General features: G+C 71.5%; 13 protein-coding genes. 6 read left to right on the forward strand and 7 right to left on the reverse strand.

Going from position 1 to position 17,039, the window contains the following annotated elements:
* Positions 1–271: 271 nt before the first annotated feature.
* From WMF45_RS42400 to WMF45_RS42415, 4 genes are all read right to left on the reverse strand, one after another.
* Complete coding sequence (locus WMF45_RS42400) at positions 272–4,192, reverse strand: sensor histidine kinase (RefSeq protein WP_437712099.1); 3,921 nt, start codon at positions 4,190–4,192, stop codon at positions 272–274.
* A 150-nt stretch (positions 4,193–4,342) separates the two neighbouring features.
* Complete coding sequence (locus WMF45_RS42405) at positions 4,343–5,323, reverse strand: hypothetical protein (RefSeq protein WP_437712101.1); 981 nt, start codon at positions 5,321–5,323, stop codon at positions 4,343–4,345.
* A gap of 289 nt (positions 5,324–5,612) precedes the next feature.
* Complete coding sequence (locus tag WMF45_RS42410) at positions 5,613–7,037, reverse strand: YncE family protein (protein ID WP_437712103.1); 1,425 nt, start codon at positions 7,035–7,037, stop codon at positions 5,613–5,615.
* Positions 7,034–8,581, reverse strand: coding sequence for a YncE family protein (locus WMF45_RS42415; RefSeq protein ID WP_437712105.1), 1,548 nt, complete (start codon positions 8,579–8,581; stop codon positions 7,034–7,036). Before WMF45_RS42415 ends, WMF45_RS42410 begins: the two co-directional genes overlap by 4 nt.
* 545 nt (positions 8,582–9,126) lie before the next feature.
* On the opposite strand from WMF45_RS42415, the gene WMF45_RS42420 reads away from it, so the two are divergent.
* A complete protein-coding gene (locus WMF45_RS42420; protein ID WP_437712106.1) occupies positions 9,127–10,023 on the forward strand; it encodes a fibro-slime domain-containing protein in 897 nt (298 codons plus the stop codon).
* An 88-nt stretch (positions 10,024–10,111) separates the two neighbouring features.
* On the opposite strand, the gene WMF45_RS42425 is transcribed toward WMF45_RS42420, so the two are convergent.
* Entirely contained in the window at positions 10,112–10,345 is a 234-nt protein-coding gene (locus tag WMF45_RS42425) for a hypothetical protein (RefSeq protein WP_437712107.1), read from the reverse strand.
* Positions 10,346–10,417: 72 nt separating this feature from the next.
* On the reverse strand, positions 10,418–10,750 hold the full coding sequence (locus WMF45_RS42430) for a hypothetical protein (protein WP_437712109.1): 333 nt from the start codon (positions 10,748–10,750) through the stop codon (positions 10,418–10,420).
* A gap of 257 nt (positions 10,751–11,007) precedes the next feature.
* Here WMF45_RS42430 and WMF45_RS42435 point away from each other — a divergent pair, with 257 nt between their 5' ends.
* From WMF45_RS42435 to WMF45_RS42445, 3 genes are all read left to right on the forward strand, one after another.
* Positions 11,008–11,319, forward strand: a complete 312-nt coding sequence (locus WMF45_RS42435) for a hypothetical protein (protein WP_437712111.1) — start codon at positions 11,008–11,010, stop codon at positions 11,317–11,319.
* 158 nt (positions 11,320–11,477) lie between these two features.
* Positions 11,478–12,602 (forward strand): S8 family serine peptidase, encoded by a 1,125-nt coding sequence (locus WMF45_RS42440; protein ID WP_437712113.1) that lies wholly within the window; start codon positions 11,478–11,480, stop codon positions 12,600–12,602.
* A 526-nt stretch (positions 12,603–13,128) separates the two neighbouring features.
* Positions 13,129–13,506, forward strand: a complete 378-nt coding sequence (locus WMF45_RS42445; protein WP_437546021.1) for an RNA recognition motif domain-containing protein — start codon at positions 13,129–13,131, stop codon at positions 13,504–13,506.
* A gap of 192 nt (positions 13,507–13,698) precedes the next feature.
* Here WMF45_RS42445 and eno read toward each other — a convergent pair whose 3' ends face one another.
* On the reverse strand, positions 13,699–14,994 hold the full coding sequence (gene eno / locus WMF45_RS42450; protein ID WP_437712115.1) for a phosphopyruvate hydratase: 1,296 nt from the start codon (positions 14,992–14,994) through the stop codon (positions 13,699–13,701).
* Positions 14,995–15,232: 238 nt separating this feature from the next.
* Between eno and WMF45_RS42455 the strand changes: the two genes are divergently transcribed.
* Positions 15,233–15,874 carry a DotU family type IV/VI secretion system protein gene (locus WMF45_RS42455; protein WP_437712116.1) on the forward strand — a complete coding sequence of 214 codons (642 nt, stop codon included), beginning with the start codon at positions 15,233–15,235 and terminating at the stop codon, positions 15,872–15,874.
* The gene (locus WMF45_RS42460; RefSeq protein WP_437712118.1) at positions 15,871–16,965 is read left to right on the forward strand and encodes a type VI secretion system protein; all 1,095 of its coding nucleotides are present in this window, start codon (positions 15,871–15,873) and stop codon (positions 16,963–16,965) included. Before WMF45_RS42455 ends, WMF45_RS42460 begins: the two co-directional genes overlap by 4 nt.
* The last annotated feature ends 74 nt before the right edge of the window (positions 16,966–17,039 follow it).

The raw sequence follows: 17,039 nt of genomic DNA on the forward strand, positions 1-17,039 counted from the left end.
ACTCTAATCCATGCAGACAGCATGAACCACCAGGAATCGACGCGGGGAGACGAATTCAAGAATTCAGAAATGACCGCGAACAGCGCGCGATAAACGTAACGCCTCACCGACCAACAAACACTTACGGGCATGGGAAGACAATTATGTGAAAATCGTCCTCGATCGCCGCGCACACCGTGACGCCCTGATGGGCAGGGAACCTCAGGGAGCGCAGACGCGCGGGTACAGGGCGCTATGGTCGCTCGCCATCATGATGTGAAGGAGCGCCCTCCTATCGAATCGATCCTATCGAGTCGTTCGAGAAGGCCGGCGCGCGCGGCGACACCGGCGGTCCGGCGCCGGGGAGCTCGACGGTGAACGTGGCGCCGGCGCCGGGCGCGCTCTCGACACGGATCGAGCCGCCGTGCGCCTGCGCGATCTGGCGGCTGATGTACAGGCCGAGCCCCAGCCCGCCGTAGTGCCGGTCGGACACGGCGCGCTCGAAGCGATCGAAGATCCGCTCCTGGCGCGCCGGGTCGACGCCGATCCCGTGATCCTTCACCGAGAGCCGCGTCGTCCCGGCCTCCTCGCCGAGGACGATCTCGATGGGCTTGCCCGCGCCGAACTTGATCGCGTTGGCGACGAGGTTCGTGACGATCTGGTCGAGGCGGGAGCGATCCCAGGAGCCCACGCTCCGGCCGCTGATCCTCAGCGAGACGGAGCAGCCGGCGCGCGCCAGATCCAGCTCGAACCGCGCGATCACGTCGCGCACGACCTCGCCGAGGTCGACCTCCGCGAGGTCGAGCGAGGCCCGATCCGTGTCGATCCTCGAGACCTCGAGGAGCTCGCGGTTCAGGCGGGCCAGGCGCGTCGCCTGCCGCAGCGCGCGCTCGACCTGCCTGCCCATCGCCGGCGGATCGGAGAGCCTACCCGAGCGAAGGCCCCGATCCATGGCCTCGAGCGAGAGCGTGAGCGACGTCATCGGCGTGTTGAGCTCGTGCGTCGCCACGGTGAGGAACTCGTCCCGCATGCGGATGGCCTCCTGGGCAGCGCGGTACAGCCGCGCATTGTCGATCGCGAGCGCGGCCCTGTGCGCCACGTGCTGGACCATCTCCAGGTCGGCCTCGCCGTAGCAGCGCCCCGGCGCGGACGAGACGACGCTCAGCGCCCCGATCGGCCGCCCCCGCGCCATGAGCGGCACAGCGATGACGCTCTGCACCCCGAGCTCGCGGATGAGCCTCGCGTGCTCGTCGTCCTCGCAGTAGTGCCGGAGCTGTTCCTCGGAGCACCCGGAGAGCAGCAACGGCTCACCACGCCGCAGCGCCCTGGCCGCCGGATGGGGCGAATCCAGGGCTGGAGAATACCGGCGCCGCAGCTGCTCGAGCAGCGATTCCTTCGCGGGATCCGTGTGCGCCCAGATGCTTCGCCGGATCTGCTCGCCTTCGACGACATCGGTGATGCACCAGTCGCAGAGCGATTGCACCGCGAGCCGCGCGACGCGCGCCAGCGTCTCCTCGTAATCGAGCGACCCGGCGAGGATCTCCCCGGCCTCGGCCAGGAAGGCCGCGCGCCGCTCCGCCGCCTCGGCCCCCGTCCTCGCGGCCTGCTCCCTGGAGAGGAGCCGCGCGTTCTCCAGGGAGATCGCGGCCTGCGCGGCGAGCAGCGACAGGGCGGTGAGCCGCTCCGGCGGGAACGCGCCGGCAACGAGGTTGTTCTCGAGATAGAACAGGCCCGCGACCTCCGCCTGCCTCAGGATGGGCATGCAGAGGACCGACCTGGGCTTGTGCCGCGCGAAGTACGCGTCGCCGGAGAACTTGCCGGCGAGAGCCTCGGTAGGGCTCTGGATGACGCGCTCCTTCGTTCGTTGCACGTAGCGGACGAGCGACATGGGGACGCGCTGTGAAGCGCACTCCGCAGAGCGCGGGAAAAGGATCTTCACCTCCCCGCTCTCCTCCAGGATGGCCTCGGCTCCGATGGAGAGGCGCTCGTCCTGGTGCAGGACGAGACAAGCGCGCTGCGCGCCTCCCTGCTCGAGGACCACCGTGAGCAGCGTCCGCAGGAGCTTGTCGAGGACGATCTCGCTCGAGAGGGTCTGCGACGCCTTGACCACCGAGAGCTGGTCGAGCTGCTCGAACCGCGCCGCGAAGGAGGCGGTCGGGGCGAGCGGCCTCGCGTCCCAGAGACGCGGATTCCGCTGATCGATGTGCCGGACCTTGCCGTCCGCCCCCCAGCGGACATAGCAGGCGCGGGCCTCGCGGAGGTAGGTGTCGGCGATCAGCTCGAACCCTCGCTCCCGGTAGAACCCCGACGCGATCTCGTAGGCCAGCGCCTCGCCGTGGACGAAGCCGCTCGCGCGCCCGGCGCGGATCGCCTGCTCGTAGAGCTGGGCCGCGTCGTCCCATGCGCCGCGGACGCGCGCGACTTCGGCGCCGATCAGCGCCGCCCTGTCGCCGAAGTTCTCGGGGCAGCTCTCGGCCCAGGCGTCGATCTGCCGCTGGTGGGCGGCGAGCGCCTCGAGGTGCCGGCGCCGCTCGGCGGCGTCCGCCGCGCGGCAGCGCGCCGCCCGCGCGAGCGCTCCATAGAAATGGTACTCGGCCACCTCGAAGAACGAGCCCGACGTCCAGAGGTGCGGCCGCGCCTTCTCCGCGGCCTCGAGCGAGCCGTCGAGATCGCCCGCGAGGAAGCGCGCTTGCAGCTTGCGTATCCAGTACCAGCAGGTCGCGATCGCGAGGCGCGGATCGCCCTCCAGGCGCTGCTCGAACCGGCGCTCGTCGAAGTCGGCGTCGCTGAACGAGGAGAGATCGGGCAAGAGGCCCCGGAGGGCCCGGATGAGCCTGAGCTGCACGGTGACGATGTCGACCTCGAGGCCGAACCGCGCCCGCCGCACGAAGTCGAGCGCGCGCTCGGCCTCGCGCTGCACCTCGCCGAGGGGCTCTCCCGCGGCGAGGAGGATCGTGATCAGGCAGTTCTTGTTGTACGACGCATACGTGATGTCCCCGGTCTCCTGCCCCGCCTCGAAGCCCCGTCGCAGGAGCTCGACGCCGGCGCGCATGTGCCTCACCCACGGGTTGACCCGGTGCCCGAAGCCCAGGTAGACGCGGGATTTGAAGCGCAGGGCCCCGCGGCGCTCCAGGAGGTCGAGGCCGAGCCTGGCGAACCGGTAGGCCATGCGGTAGTCGCCGAAGCGCGGCCCGAGCAGCATGCCGAACCAGGTGTAGGCGATGCACGATGCATCGGAGTTGCCACGCTCGAGGCTGAGGGTCGTCATTCGCGCCACGACGAGGCAATTCAGGTTCGCGTCGGTGAACAGCGCCGGCGACTGCGCATGGGTCAGGACCTCGAGGGTCGCGCGGCACGCCGGGTCCGTCATCTGGGGTGCGTCGATGAGGTCCTCGACCGAACGGCTCCCGAGCAGCTCCCAGACGCGCTCGTATTCCTTCCGTACCTCCTCGTCCGTCGGGTGCGGAGACCACGTGACGCCGACGCGGCGGAGGTAGTCGAGGCCCACGTCGACGCCGCGATCGCTGCGGTCCATGGTCGTGTAGAGGCCGAGGCGCACGCACGTGACGGCGGCCAGATCGACGAGGCTCGCGGCGCGGCGCGAGAGCGCCGAGAGCCGCTCCTCGGCCGCCGAGAGATCGCCGGTGAGGTACTCGCACTCGGCCCGATGGAGCTCGAGCTCGAAGGTGAGCTCGTACCGTCGCTCCCAGCAATCCTCCGGGAGCAGCGCCCTGCCGGCGGCCAGGTACCCGAGCGCCAGGACGCAGGCGTTCGACCCCCTGGCGCGCTTGCCCGCGATGAGGTTGAGCTCAGCCACCCGCTCGCGCTCCGCCGGTGATGTGATCAGCGGAGCGCCGCGGTCGAGCTGATTGACGATCTCGAAGATCTTCTCCTCGAGCTCTTCCGACGCCGCGCGCGACGCGAGCAGCCGGCCGATCCCGAGGTGCATCGCCGGCCGCTCGCCTCCGGGGATGAGCGAATAGGCGGCCTCCTGGACCCGGTCATGGACGAACCTGTACGAGGCGTCCCTGCGCAGGACCAGCCCCACGCGGACGGCATCCCAGAGGTCCGCGTGCGTCTCCTCCACCGAGCCGCCGCGGACCATCGCGAGGAGGTCGACGCCGGCGGCGCTCCCGAGACAGGCGAGGTGCTTCAGCGCCTCCTGGGTGCCCGGAGGGAGCCGCACGAGCTTGCCGACCATCAGGTCGATCACGTTGTCCGTGAAGCCCTTTTCGCGGATCTTCGCGACGTCCCATCGAAAGATCCCGGCGCGCTCGTCGAGCTCGAGGAGCCGCTCCTCGTGCAGCGCGGTGAGGAACTGGATCGCGAAGAAGGGGTTGCCGGCCGTCTTCGGATCGGGAATCTAGAAGGCGAACGGCACGTCGATCTGAAGGATCTTGTGCTCTGACGCCTTCATCGGATCATCGAGCCCCATCGCGAACGCGACGCCGGGGCGCAACCACATCTTCTCTCCCAGCTTGAAGTGGCCGCGCGGCCCCACGGCCACCGTCGTCGTCTCGCGCGTCGCGCGGGAGGCGTCCTTCTGCACGGAGACAGGCGTCGAGAGCCAGCGCTGGTGCCGGAGCTCGGCGCCGATCGACAGCATCGGGACGACGAAGTAGCCGAGGTGCACACCGGCGGTGAAGTTCGTCTTCGACGAGTCCGGCTGCACGTCCTCCCCGCGGACCCGCAGCAGCTGGAGCACCGTGGCCTCGACCTGCGCGGTGAAGCCGTGCGCGACATAGGCGAACCCGACGCCCGGAAAGACCGTGAAGTCGTTGACGGCGAACATGGCGTTATCCATCGCCGAGCGGGCGTAGATCCCGGCCGTCCTCGCCGGGCCCATCTCCGGGCTCGGCGTGTTGCCGCCGCCGGAGCCCACGGGCACCGTGAGGCCAAGGAACAGGGCGAGGCGCAGCTCCGGCGTGAGCTTCAGCGCGTAGGTGGCGCCGACGACAGGGTTCAGGAACCCGAAGCCCGAGTCGCCCGCAGGCGGGGAGTTCGAGACGACGCCGAGCCGCACGAGCGGGGCCAGGTCTTCGGTCACCTTGTAGCTGAAGAGCAGCGTGGACGCGACGGTCGAGCCGGAGGAGCTCGCGGAAGGAGCGCTGTAGAAGGCGATCGCCGTGTCGGAGCGCACGACGGACGCGGCGACCACCGGGCGAAGCTGAAACGGCAACGAATACGGAGGGGGCTTGGGCTTGTCGGCCGGCGGAGGCGCCGCCGGATCCGCGGCGACAGGCTCCGTCGCGGGCTGAGCCGACGCCTGAAACGCAGGCAGGCAAAGGAGGCTCGCGCCGAGGAACACACGGAACAACGGACGACATGGATGCTTGTTGGTCATGGGCAGAGCAGGGGGGTTGGGCTGGAGGACAACCGCTGTGGCCTCGTCGCCAGCGCAACGAGACGACCTTCGGAACTGCCGTCGGCTCTGCTGAGCCTGCTCCCACCCTCTGCGCAGAGAGGTTTCGCAAAGATGACAGGGACGAAATCATGGCGGGTGTTCGACACCTCTGTTCGCGGGAGATGTCGTCACCTGCGCGCCGCGGAACCTCGGAGAAACACGCCAGTCATCCAGAGGACCCGTGAGCGCGCTCCGCGCGGAGCGGGGCCCCGCCGCCCCGGCCGGGCTACTACTGCTCGAGCACGGTGATCGAGCGGTCCCAGTACGACGCGACAACCGCCCGCGCGCCGTCCTTCGAGACCGCCACGGCGCACGCGCCCTTGCCCGTGGGCAGCGACGCGACGACCCTCGGCGGGTCGCCCGCGATGACCGCGACGCCGCTGCCGACCGGCGGCCACTGGGTCCCGCCGAGCGCCACGAAGAGCGTCTTGCGGTCGGGCGACGTCACGCCCGTCAGCGGCACCCCGCGGAGCGGGAGCGTGCTCTTCACCTGCATCGTCGAGAGGTCGATGACGCTCGCGGTCCGCGCCTCGGCGTTGAGCGTGATGCCGTACCGGTCCTCATCGAGCAAGAAGCCCGCGGTCGGCCCGACGCCGACGGGCGTCTTCCTCGTCTCGGTCACCCCGGCGACGCTCAGCAGGATCGCCGTGTTGGACAGCCGGTCCGGGAAGAACACGGCGCCGCCGTCCCGCGTGATGTCGCCCTCGCGCGGCTCGCGCCCGACCGCGATGCTCCGCCGGGTCGCGCCGAACGGCGACTCGCTCGGGTCGAACAGGTCGATCCACGCGCCCGCCGGCCGGCCCGCGTGCGTCAGCGCGCCGAGCGCCGCGATGTAGGGGCGCCCCTCGGCCTGCACGAGGAACAGCTGCCCCGTGGCGTGCGGGAGCGTGATGTTCGCGAGCCGCACCCCCGTCGGCAGCTCGAACTTCGTCACGCGCTTCGTGTCCGTCGTCGCCGCGACCACCGTCCTGCCGTCCGGCAGCGCCACGATGTCGCCCGGCGTCCGGCCGACGTCGAGCAGGACCGGATCGCGATCCCACGCGGTCGTGTCCATCACCGGGATCCGCGCGGCGTCCTCGTGCCGCAGCACCGCGACGTAGCGGTCGAACAGGAGCCGGATGTGGTCGCCCTGCGCCGGCATCGACGCCTTGTGGAGGAGCTCGCCGCTCTGGAGCTTGTACTCGCGCAGCGAGGCGTCGTCGGCGCTGACGTAGATCGACGCGCCGCTCGGGTGGAAGACGACGTCGAGCGGGTGCACGTCCCCGATCCGGAACTCGCGGGCGCGCCAGCGGCCCTTCGGCTCCGCCGGGGGCGGCGCGGACTCGGCGGCGTCGGGGCCGAACGCCGCGGGGTCCGGCGCGTCGTCCGACGTGTCGCGCGCGGCGCTCGAGGCGGCGCCCTCCGGCGCGAGCGCGGTCAGCGGCGGCGCCTCACCGACGGGCGACTTCAGGCTGGTCAGGGTGGCGATGATCACGGCCGCGACGCCGCTCGCCACGGTCACCGCGGCCCGCGCCAGGCGCGGCTCGCGGCCGGAGAGCGACCCCACGGAGCCGCGGTGGCGCTCGCCGAGCCACCCCTTGCAGGCGCGGCACTTGCGCGCCCCCTCGACGATCCGCGCGCCGCAGCTCGGGCACGGGACGCGACGCTCGCTCATTGCAGCACCCATGCGACCTTGGCGCGATCGCCGAGCGCGAGCGCCGAGCCGCCGTCCGGGGCGAGCCGCACCCGCGTCGGCTCGCCGCCGAGCGGGTGGACCTTCGCCGCGTAGCTCTTCAGATCGACGAGGGCCACCGAGCCCGCCCCGTCGCCGCTCAGCGCGACGACCGCCTGCGCCCCGTCGGGAGCGACGGCCATGTCGAGCGCGCGGCCGGGGAACGTGACGGCGTGGAGCAGCTCGCGCTTCGACAGATCGAAGATCTGGATCGCCCGCCCCTCGTTGCACCGCACGATGGCGCGCCGGTCGATCCGGACGAGCGCGATCTGCTCCGGCTCCCGGCACGTCGTGATGCGCGCCTCCTGCCGGACCGCGCCCGACGGGAGCCAGGTGAGCGGCACCAGGGTGTTCTCGGCCCGGAGGGCCACGAAGCCCGCCGAGCCGTCGGGGATCATGAGCGCGCTGGCCGGGTTGCCCACCATCGAGGTGCGCACGCGATCCTGCTCCGAGCCGAGCCGGCTCGGGTCGAACGGATAGGCGACGCCGCCCGACGGCTCGCGCTGGCCGGGCAGCGGGAGCTGGCCCGTCGTCGTGATCGCCCGGCTGCCGCTGTCGTCCACGGCCACGGGGCCCACGGCGTCGTCGCCGAACTGGATGCGCTCGATCTCGGCGTGGTACTCGGTCGCGAGGATCGCCACCGCGTGCGCCGCCGGCAGCGAGGCGAGCGCGCGCCGGCCCGAGGCGCCGACCTGGATGTCCCCCACGGCCTCGCCGAGCTCGATCGTCTTGAGCAGCCGCGTCGTGGCGGCGTCGATCACGTAGATGCGCGAGGGCGCGGTCGCGTAGACAACGTCGCCCACGCGGTGCAGGCGCCGGACGTGGGGCGCCTCGGAGACGAGGCTCAGCGCCTGGCCGGTCCGGGAGCTGCGGACCTCCAGGCCGGCGGACAGCGCGACAACGAAGCGGTCGCGGTCGAGCGGGAGCGCGTCGAGCGCGTCCTTGGGGAGCGAGAAGGGCCCGGCGATCGAGGGCGCCTCGGCGAGGTGGCCGACGTCGTTCGGGCGCTGCCAGACGCAGCGGCCGAGCTGGCACGACTCGCCGCTCCAGCACGGCGCCCCGCACACAGGGGCCGGGGGAGCGACCGGCGACGCGGCCCGGGACGGCGCGAACCGGTGGGGCGCCAGGTAGCGGAGCGCGCCGCCGGTGCTGATGAGCCCCAGGATCGCGCCGATCGTGACGAGCGGGCGCCAGTGGAGGGAGAGCCAGCTCGCGTCCTTGGGGGCATCGGGGATCGAAGGCGCCGTCGCCGGCCGCCTGGGCGCGTCGGCCGGCTCCCCGCACTCGGGGCAGAGGGCGACCCCGGCGGCGATGCGCTCGAGGCAGACAGGGCAGGTCGCCTCGCCGGCGCCGGCGCCGGTCGATCGCCGGGGCGGCGGCTCCGCCCACGGGACGGGCACCGGGCTCGCCTCGGCGGCGTGGCGAGCCTCCCGCGCCTCAGCGGCGCTGGAGCCGGGCTCGGTATCGCTCCGCGTCTCGTGGTCCACTGCGCACCTGCGTCTCTTCCGTGTCCGTGACGAGCGGACCTCGCGTAACCCGAGCGTGCCCGGAAGTCGAGCCTTTCGTGCCGGCGCAGCCGCTCCGGCGACGTGGCCCACGCCACGAGCGGCCCGCGCCGTGGACGAAACGACGTGGCAGGAGATCGCGCCGCCACGAAAGACGCCTCGCGCGGCGGGGCGAGGGCCGCCGGCGCGGCAGAGGGGAACATGGTTGTGGCCGTCAGCCCGGCAGTCGGGCGTTGGGAGTTGGGAGTTGGGAGTTGAGCGTCAGCTCGGGAGTCGGCCGGCGGCCGCCGGGTGACCGAAGCGTCGATATCACCGGATTGACGTGCTCCCTGCTCCCGGCGCGCTCGCGCGCCATGATTTCGACCAGCGAACACCATCAAAAGAAAATCCCAGCACCATCAAAAGAATAGGCACATTTGCCGGGTGCAATTCCACCAGATAACGCGCCACGTCAGCACGCCGGGAGGACACCCTCATGCTAATTTATCGGCGGGGTTCTTGGACGGCATCTTAACACGAGGTTGGCGATGAAAAAGACGGCTGGGTGCGTGGCGGCGCTTGCGCTTATGGGCGTGCTGGGTGCGTGCAGCGCAGTGGACAATCAGGGCAATAGCAGCAGCGGAGGCAACGCGTCATCGCAGGGGCAGGGCGCAGGCGGGCCCGGCGGGCCCACCGGCGGGCCCAGCGGGACGGGCGGCTACGATGACAGCTTCGGCTCGGTCGATCCCACCGTCGGCAGCAGCGGTGTCGGCGGGAACCCCGGGGAGGACCAGGGGACCGGCAAGTCGTGCGACGGCAAGTTCACCGGCCGGGTGCGCGACTTCCAGGAGGCGCACCCCGACATGGAGCCGCAGGACGAGGGCAAGTGCATCAACTGCAACGATCACATGATCGTCACGGACACCCTCGGAGAGGACCTGAAACCCGTCTATGCCGGCGGGGCCGAGGGCACCACGACCACGACCGGCAAGGAGAACTTCGACGTGTGGTTCCGCGACACCGAGGGCGTGAACATGCCGATGAACATCACCCTGCAGTTCGAGGACCCCGAAGGCGACGGCGTGTGGACGTACAACAACCGGGAGTTCTTCCCGATCGACGAGGCGCTGTTCGGCAACGAGGGGCGGCCGCACAACTACCATTTCACCTTCGAGATGCACATCGGCTTCCAGTACAAGGGCGGCGAGCAGTTCACGTTCGCCGGCGACGACGACGTCTTCACGTACATCAACGGGCAGAAGGTGGTCGACCTCGGGGGCATCCACGCCGAGCAGCTCGAGGTCGTCGACCTCGACGAGCTCGGGCTCGAGATCGGGAAGACGTATCAGCTCGACTTCTTCTTCGCCGAGCGCCACGTGACCGACTCTCACTTCCGGATCGACACCTCGATCGAGTTCCTCAACTGCGGCATCCAGGTCAACTGACGCCGGCGACGGGCGAGGCCGCGCGCCTGGCCTTCCCGTGGCGCCTCGTCGGGGTGCCCCCTCCCTGCGACGCTCGCGCGCGCGGCGATCAGTCAGCGCAGGTGAACGTCTGCGGGCATGCCCCCGACGGCTCGCAGGCGTCGCCGCACTCCTCGTAGCAGCGCACGCACGCATCGTGGCTCTCGTCGGTGGAGCAGGACGGCACCGCGTCGCGCAGCTGAGCACAGCGCTGCTGCGCCTCCTCCGTCGAGAGCCCCCCGCAGCCGACCGCGAGCGCGACCAGCGAGAGCAGCGCCGCGCCAATCCCCAACCTTCGAGCCATCCAAGCCTCCCTTCGAGCCATCCGAGCCTATCCGAAGCGCCGCGGCGGGGCGCGGCTTTCCGCCGCGCGCCTTCAGCCGTCCGCCGGCCTCGGCACCTTGACGAACCCGTACGTCCCCGCGCCGCTCACCTGGATCCACGCGCGCAGCACCTGGATCGGCCGCCCCGCCCGCGCCACGGCGGCCACCGCGTCGCCGAGGTCGCGCGCGCACGCGGCGTGCAGGTCGTCCGTCGTCTCGTGGTCCTCCGCGGAGCGGCGGATCCAGACCGCGGTCGACGGCATCACCGCGCCCTCGTGCCTGTCCTGCCAGCGCCTGCCGACGAGGTGCGCCCGCAGGAGCTTCCTCGCTTCCGGGGGCGTGTCCGGGTGGAGCTCATACACCATCGTCGCGATGAACGACCTCATGCGCCCGAGCCTGCCGGAGCAGCGCGGGCCCGTCCAGCGCCGCGCGCCAGAGGTCCGGCCATGGATGCCAGGCTCCTGCGCCGCCTCGGTGCGGCTTCGCGCGGGCGTCCCCAGCCGGCGGGCGCGGTCTCGGATCCGCGTGGGTCCCCGGCGAGGACACAGCGGTCGAACCCGCGTTCCTGTACAATGCGCGAACGGGCATGACATCTTCCACCCTCGTTGCCGTCGTCGGTGACGTGCATGGCGCCATGCACTCCATGGTCGAGCTGCTCGACGCCTGGGAGCACCGCCACCGCCGTCACATCGATTTCGTGCTGCAGGTCGGTGACTTCGAGCCACACCGCCACGAGGACGATCTGGCCACGGCCTCGCTCCCGCAAAAGTACCGGGATCTCGGTGATTTCTGGGCCTTCGACCAGGGTTTGGCGAGCTTCGAGTGGCCGATCTATTTCATCGGCGGCAACATTCGAGGCACGCGCCGACGGCTCGATCGTGGAGCTCGTGTGAAGCGCGACTGGCTCACGAGCAGCGCCCGGCGCTCCGCCCCGACATGCGCACGCACCATGTGAACGGAGCGTCGTTTCTCCAGGATGAAGGCATATCGCCTAAAAAGCCTTGTCTATCCCCTCTGGACCGGAGGCTCCAGCGTGCCAGTCGGACGAGCGAGCGGGCTCGCGCGGAATTCCCGCACGCCCAGGCGGCGAAACGGTGGAATAGTGTCCTGCCCATGCCTCCGAGCGACCTCGACCCCAGGCGTATCCTGCCCATCGCGGACCGGCTGCACGCGGACCCCGGCTACGCTGGACGCGGCGTCACCATCGCGTTCCTCGACTCCGGCTTTTACGCCCACCCGGACCTCACGACGCCCAGGAACCGCGTCCTCGCCTACCACGACCTCTTCGCGCCCGAGGCGGGCCCCTCGGCGCTCGAGCACGGGGACGCCTCGTCGTGGCACGGCATGATGACCTCGGTCGTCGCCGCCGGGAACGGCGCGCTCTCCGATGGGCGCTTCCGCGGCCTCGCCTCGGAGGCGAACCTCGTGCTGGTCAAGGTCGGCTTCGCCCACCGCATCGTCCACGACGACATCCGGCGGGGCATCGAGTGGGTGATCGCGCACCGCGAGCAGCACGGGATCCGTGTGCTCAACATCTCCTGCGGTGGCGATTACGAGGAGTCGTACCTGACCGGGAGCCTGTCGCGCGCCGCCGACGACGCGACCCGGCACGGCATCGTGGTCGTGGCCGCCGCGGGCAACGCAGGGCACGACCCGGGGCACCGCGTCCTGCCGCCGGCCAGCGCGCCGAGCGTCATCGCCGTCGGGGGGCTCGACGACGGCGGCGCAGGAGAGCAGACGTGGAACTACCACTCTTCGTACGGCCTCACCCTCGACGGGCTGCAGAAGCCGGAGCTCATCGCGCCGGCGATCTGGCTGGCGGCGCCCATCCTGCCCGGGACGCCGACGGCGGCGCAGGCGCAGCTCCTCTCGCTGCTCGACCGCGCCCGGGACGAGGAGCTGCCCGGGCTGCTCGTCGAGCACGCGTGCGTCGATCCGGACCTCGACGCCATCGCCGGCCGCGAGCCGTACCTCGTGCGCCAGCTCGCGGCGGCCAAGCTGCGCGACCAGAAGGTGATCTCCGGCCACTACAAACACGTGGACGGGACGAGCTTCGCCGCGCCGATCGTGAGCAGCGTCGTGGCGCAGATGCTCGAGGCGAACCCGCGCCTCTCCCCGCAGCAATGCCGGCGCCTCCTGATGAAGACCGCGCGCGGGCTGCCGGGCATCGCGCCCGAGCGGCAGGGCTTCGGCGTCGTGCAGCCCCGCGCCGCGGTGGCCGCCGCGCGCGCCGCCTGAGCGGGAGGCCCGGCGAGCGCGGGCGAGCCGTCCTGGAAGCGGCCGATCGCCGCGAGCTGCACGGCGGCGGACTCGCCGCAGGCAAGCGCGACCGAGGCGGCGCCCGGCTCGACGCGCAGCCGGTCCGGCGGCCAGCGCCCCGGGATTTCGAGCACGAACGGCGCGAAGAGGACCCGGATTCCCGTTCGTCCCCATCGCACCGAGCCTGGCGGCGCGAGGCGCGCGCCCTCTCCAGCGTGGGTGCGCGCCGTCGCCCGCCGGCCGACGCGATCGGCGGTCATGAACAGGCAGACGCGGCCAGCCTGGGGGAATACCTTGCGTACCCCGTCGCCGGCCGGTAGCTTCCGGAGCGCCTCAAGGCTCGTTCGTCCTCGACCTCTGATCCGGCCGCCTGCTGCAACGTGGTTGCCTCGTCCGAACGTGGGAGACGGCCGGTCGTCGGGGAGCGTTTTCGCGTGCGGCCCGCGGCACGATCCGGGCCGTTCGCGAGGGAAGCGGGGATCGTGCAACGGGATTGGCGGCAGACATGAGCAAGCGGCTTTATGTGGGGAACCTCGCGTTCCATTCGACGGAAGACAGCCTGCGCACCGCGTTCGAAGGCGCCGGCGTCGAGGTGCTCTCGATTCAGTTGATGACGGACAGGATGACCGGGCAGTCGCGCGGGTTCGGGTTCGTCGAGGTGAGCGATGCCCAGGCGCAGGCGGCCATCAATGCGCTGCACGGCAAGGACCTCGACGGCCGTACCCTGACGGTCAACGAGGCGCGTGAGCGCACCGGCGGCCCCGGCGGCGGCGGCGGCGGCGGCGGTGGCGGCTTCCGCGGGGGTGGCGGCGGCGGCGGCCGTGGAGGTGGCGGCGGCGGGCGCGGCGGTGGCCGCGGCGGCGGCGGGCGCGACCGCTGGTAGCGCTGAGAGGTCGACCCCGACGGCGCGCTCAGCGCCGCGCGGGGCCCCTCGCCCTCTCGACAACGGACCCCGGGGCGCGGAGCGCAGGGGGATCCCCAAGGAAATAAAGCAAGAAACGCCAGCGCGAAGGCGCGGCGACCCGCGCAGGAGCCCGGCCAGCGATGGCCGGACTCCTGGCCGGGTAGAGCAGAGCTAGCTGACGCGCTTCGCGCCGGGGCGGCGGAACGGCGCGCGGCCGGCGAAGACCTGGCCGTCGCCGAGCGCGTAGGAGATCCGGAGCAGCTGGTTGTACTTCGCGACGCGGTCCGAGCGGGACGCGGAGCCGGTCTTGATCTGGCCCGCGTTCGTCGCGACCGCGAGGTCGGCGATGAACGTGTCCTCGGTCTCGCCCGAGCGGTGCGAGATGATCGACCGGTAGCCGCCCTCGGCCGCCTGGCGGATGCACTCGAGCGTCTCGGTGACGGTGCCGATCTGGTTCAGCTTGATGAGGATGGCGTTGGCGAGGCCGTCCTCGATGCCCTTCGCGAGGCGCGCGGGGTTCGTCACGAAGAGGTCGTCGCCGACGAGCTGGACCTTCTTGCCGAGCCGCTCCGTGAGCAGGCGCCAGCCCTTCTCGTCGTTCTCGGCGACGCCATCCTCGATGGACACGATCGGGAACGCCTTGGAGAGCTCGTCGTAGATCGCGACGATCTCCTCGCGGGTCTTCTGCTGCTTGTCGAAGGTGTACCGCTCGGTCTTCGCGTCGTAGAACTCGCTGAGCGCCGAGTCGAGCGCGACGCCGACGTCCTCGCCCGGGCGGTGGCCGGCGGCCTCGATGGCGCGCACGACGTACTCGAGCGCCGCCCGGTTCGACGGGAGGCGCGGGGCGAAGCCGCCCTCGTCGCCGACGGCGGTGACCATGCCGTCCTTCTTGAGCAGGCCCCTCAGGGTGTGGAAGATCTCGGTGCCCGTGCGCAGCGCCTCGGCGAACGACTCGGCGCCGTAGGGGACGATCATGAACTCCTGGATCTCGAGGCCGTTGTCGGCGTGCACGCCGCCGTTCAGGATGTTCATGAGCGGCGTCGGGAGGACGCGCGCCGCGGCGCCGCCGAGGTAGCGCCAGAGCGGCAGGTCGACCGTGTCCGCGGCGGCGCGGGCGGCGGCCATCGAGACGGCGAGGATGGCGTTGGCGCCGAGCTTCGACTTGTTGGGGGAGCCGTCGGCCTGGATGAGCACCTTGTCGAGCTCGGCCTGGTCGAGCGCATCCATCCCGAGGACGGCCGGACCGAGGACGGTCTCGATGTTCTTCACCGCGGTGAGCACGCCCTTGCCGAGGAAGCGCTTCTTGTCGCCGTCCCTGAGTTCGACGGCCTCGTGCTCGCCGGTCGACGCGCCGCTCGGCACGGCCGCGCGGCCCGTGCCGCTCAGCGTGGTGACCTCGGCCTCGACGGTGGGGTTGCCGCGCGAATCGATGACTTCGCGCGCGATGACGCTCTGGATCTCCGACATGACCTCTCCTCAAGGGGATCGCCTTCGCGCGACCCCGGCTGCTCTCGAAGGGGGCTCGAGAAGCGGCCGGAGCATAGGCACGGCCCCCCCCGGATGTCGACGCTCCGGTGCACCCGCGGCGCCCGGCGCGGGATCCGGCGCGGAGCGACGGTCGGCCCGTCGACCTACGCGCGGCGCGCGAGGTGGACGCGCGCCCGGGTCGACGGTCGGTGCGCGCCTGGCGTAAGCTCGCGACCGCGTGGAAACGTCCATCGGCGTCTTCGGTGAGGAGATGCTCCTCTGGCTCTGCATGCTCCGCCAGTCCCCGCGGCGGCCGCCGGCCGATCACGTGCTGCGGCAGGCGAACCTGCTGCTCGAGGAGCTGAAGGGGTCCAGGCTCGCGCAGGGGATGCCTGTCACGTCGGTCGACGACGGCATGTTCGCGATCGCCGCGTGCGCGGACGAGTTCGCGATGTCGCTGCCGGACCTGCGGCCGGTCTGGGCGCAGCGCCCGCTCCAGGCGTCGCGGTGGACGACCAACAACGCGGGCGTCGAGTTCTTCGAGCGGCTCGAGCGCGTCCGGAAGGGCCCGCTCCCGGTGATGGCGACGTACGCGTGCGTGCTCGGGCTCGGCTTCCGCGGGCGCTACGGGCTGCCGGGGCAGAACCCCGACGATCTGCTGCGGATCCGCCGCGAGCTGTCGCTCAAGCTCGGCGTGGATCCGGATCGGGACTGGAAGGGCGGGGTGCTCAAGCCGGTGCAGGTCGAGGGCGTCGCGGTGCAGCACCTCCCCACCCAGTCGTTCTGGCGGTCCGTGCTCGTCGGGCGGGTGCTGGCGTCGCTCGTCGCGATCGCCGGCGCGCTCGCGCTCGCGTGGACGATCGCCCAAAGGGTCCGATGAGCGGCTCCTTCGTTTACGAGCTGGCGAGCGTCCACACGCTGGTCGAGCAGGCGAACCTGGGCAACGACCAGGGGATCTACGCGGTCCCCTGCTACCTGGTGCTCGGCGAGCCCGGGTCGGGCCGCTCCACGGTGATCCGCTCGATGAACCTGACGTGGCCCGTGAGCGGCGGGCAGCTCCCGATCGGCGTGCCCGGGGCGCGGTGCTCTTACTGGCTGGCGAAGGAGGCGCTCTTCATCGAGCCGGAGGCGTCGGTGCTCGGCCCGCGGCGGGAGCCGGCCGAGCTCTCGCGGCTCTGCGACGAGCTGCGCCGCTCGCGGGAGCGCGAGCCGATCGACGGCATCCTGCTCGTCCTGAGCATCGCGGAGTTCGTCGAGCTCGACGAGCAGGGGCTCGACGCGTACGCGAACCGCATCCGCGCGTACCTCGTCGAGGTCGGCCGGGCGCTGCACGCCGACGTGCCGACGTACGTGGTGCTGTCGCGCTACGACACGCTCTGGGGCTTCGCCGAGGTGTTCCAGTGGACCGCCGAGCGCGGGCGCGAGGAGCCCTGGGGCTTCACGCTCCCGCTCGAGACGAGCCCGGACAGCGCCGGGCCGCGGATCCTCCAGGAGCTCGAGGGGCTGAACGCGCGGCTGGAGTCGACCTGCCTCGCGCGGGTGAGCTCGGAGGACGCGGCCGAGGCGCGGACGCGGGCGTTCCAGCACCTGGCCGAGGTGCGGGCGCTGATGCCGCGGCTGCGGCAGCTGTTCGGGGTGATCGCGATGGCGAACGCGTTCGAGCGGGCGCCGTGGCTCCGCGCGGTGGCGATCGGCAGCGCGATGCCCGGCATGGGCGACCGGCTCCGCGCGGGGGTGACGCGGTTCATCAACATGGGGCTGGCGCAGCCGCCCAGCGTGGCGGTCGCGATGCGGCCGGGGGGGCTGCCGATCCACGCGACCCTGAGGGCCGTCGTGCTGCCCGAGCGGGACATCGTGCCGCTCCGGCAGCGGTGGCGGGACGACCGGTTCACGCTCTTCTGCTTCGTGGGCGGGCTCTTGCTGCTGCTCGCGGCGGGGATCACCGAGATCATCCTGCGGTACGCGATGTGACGATGTGAGCGCGCGGCGAGGGCCGCCCCACCGGCCCCGGCCGTCCAGTTGACATGGCAACTCGTGGGCTCAAA

It is taken from the genome of Sorangium sp. So ce448 (genome assembly GCF_051520915.1).
GTDB classification, from domain to species: Bacteria; Myxococcota_A; Polyangia; order Polyangiales; family Polyangiaceae; genus Sorangium; species Sorangium cellulosum_B.

What these genes read in the sequence shown, in the direction of transcription:
- WMF45_RS42405 (WP_437712101.1), bottom strand. Translation starts at nt 5,323, where the DNA reads ATGACCAACAAGCATCCATGTCGTCCGTTGTTCCGTGTGTTCCTCGGC.
- WMF45_RS42410 (WP_437712103.1), bottom strand. Translation starts at nt 7,037, where the DNA reads ATGAGCGAGCGTCGCGTCCCGTGCCCGAGCTGCGGCGCGCGGATCGTC.
- WMF45_RS42420 (WP_437712106.1), top strand. Translation starts at nt 9,127, where the DNA reads ATGAAAAAGACGGCTGGGTGCGTGGCGGCGCTTGCGCTTATGGGCGTG.
- WMF45_RS42425 (WP_437712107.1), bottom strand. Translation starts at nt 10,345, where the DNA reads ATGGCTCGAAGGTTGGGGATTGGCGCGGCGCTGCTCTCGCTGGTCGCG.
- WMF45_RS42430 (WP_437712109.1), bottom strand. Translation starts at nt 10,750, where the DNA reads ATGAGGTCGTTCATCGCGACGATGGTGTATGAGCTCCACCCGGACACG.
- WMF45_RS42435 (WP_437712111.1), top strand. Translation starts at nt 11,008, where the DNA reads ATGGTCGAGCTGCTCGACGCCTGGGAGCACCGCCACCGCCGTCACATC.
- WMF45_RS42440 (WP_437712113.1), top strand. Translation starts at nt 11,478, where the DNA reads ATGCCTCCGAGCGACCTCGACCCCAGGCGTATCCTGCCCATCGCGGAC.
- WMF45_RS42445 (WP_437546021.1), top strand. Translation starts at nt 13,129, where the DNA reads ATGAGCAAGCGGCTTTATGTGGGGAACCTCGCGTTCCATTCGACGGAA.
- eno (WP_437712115.1), bottom strand. Translation starts at nt 14,994, where the DNA reads ATGTCGGAGATCCAGAGCGTCATCGCGCGCGAAGTCATCGATTCGCGC.
- WMF45_RS42460 (WP_437712118.1), top strand. Translation starts at nt 15,871, where the DNA reads ATGAGCGGCTCCTTCGTTTACGAGCTGGCGAGCGTCCACACGCTGGTC.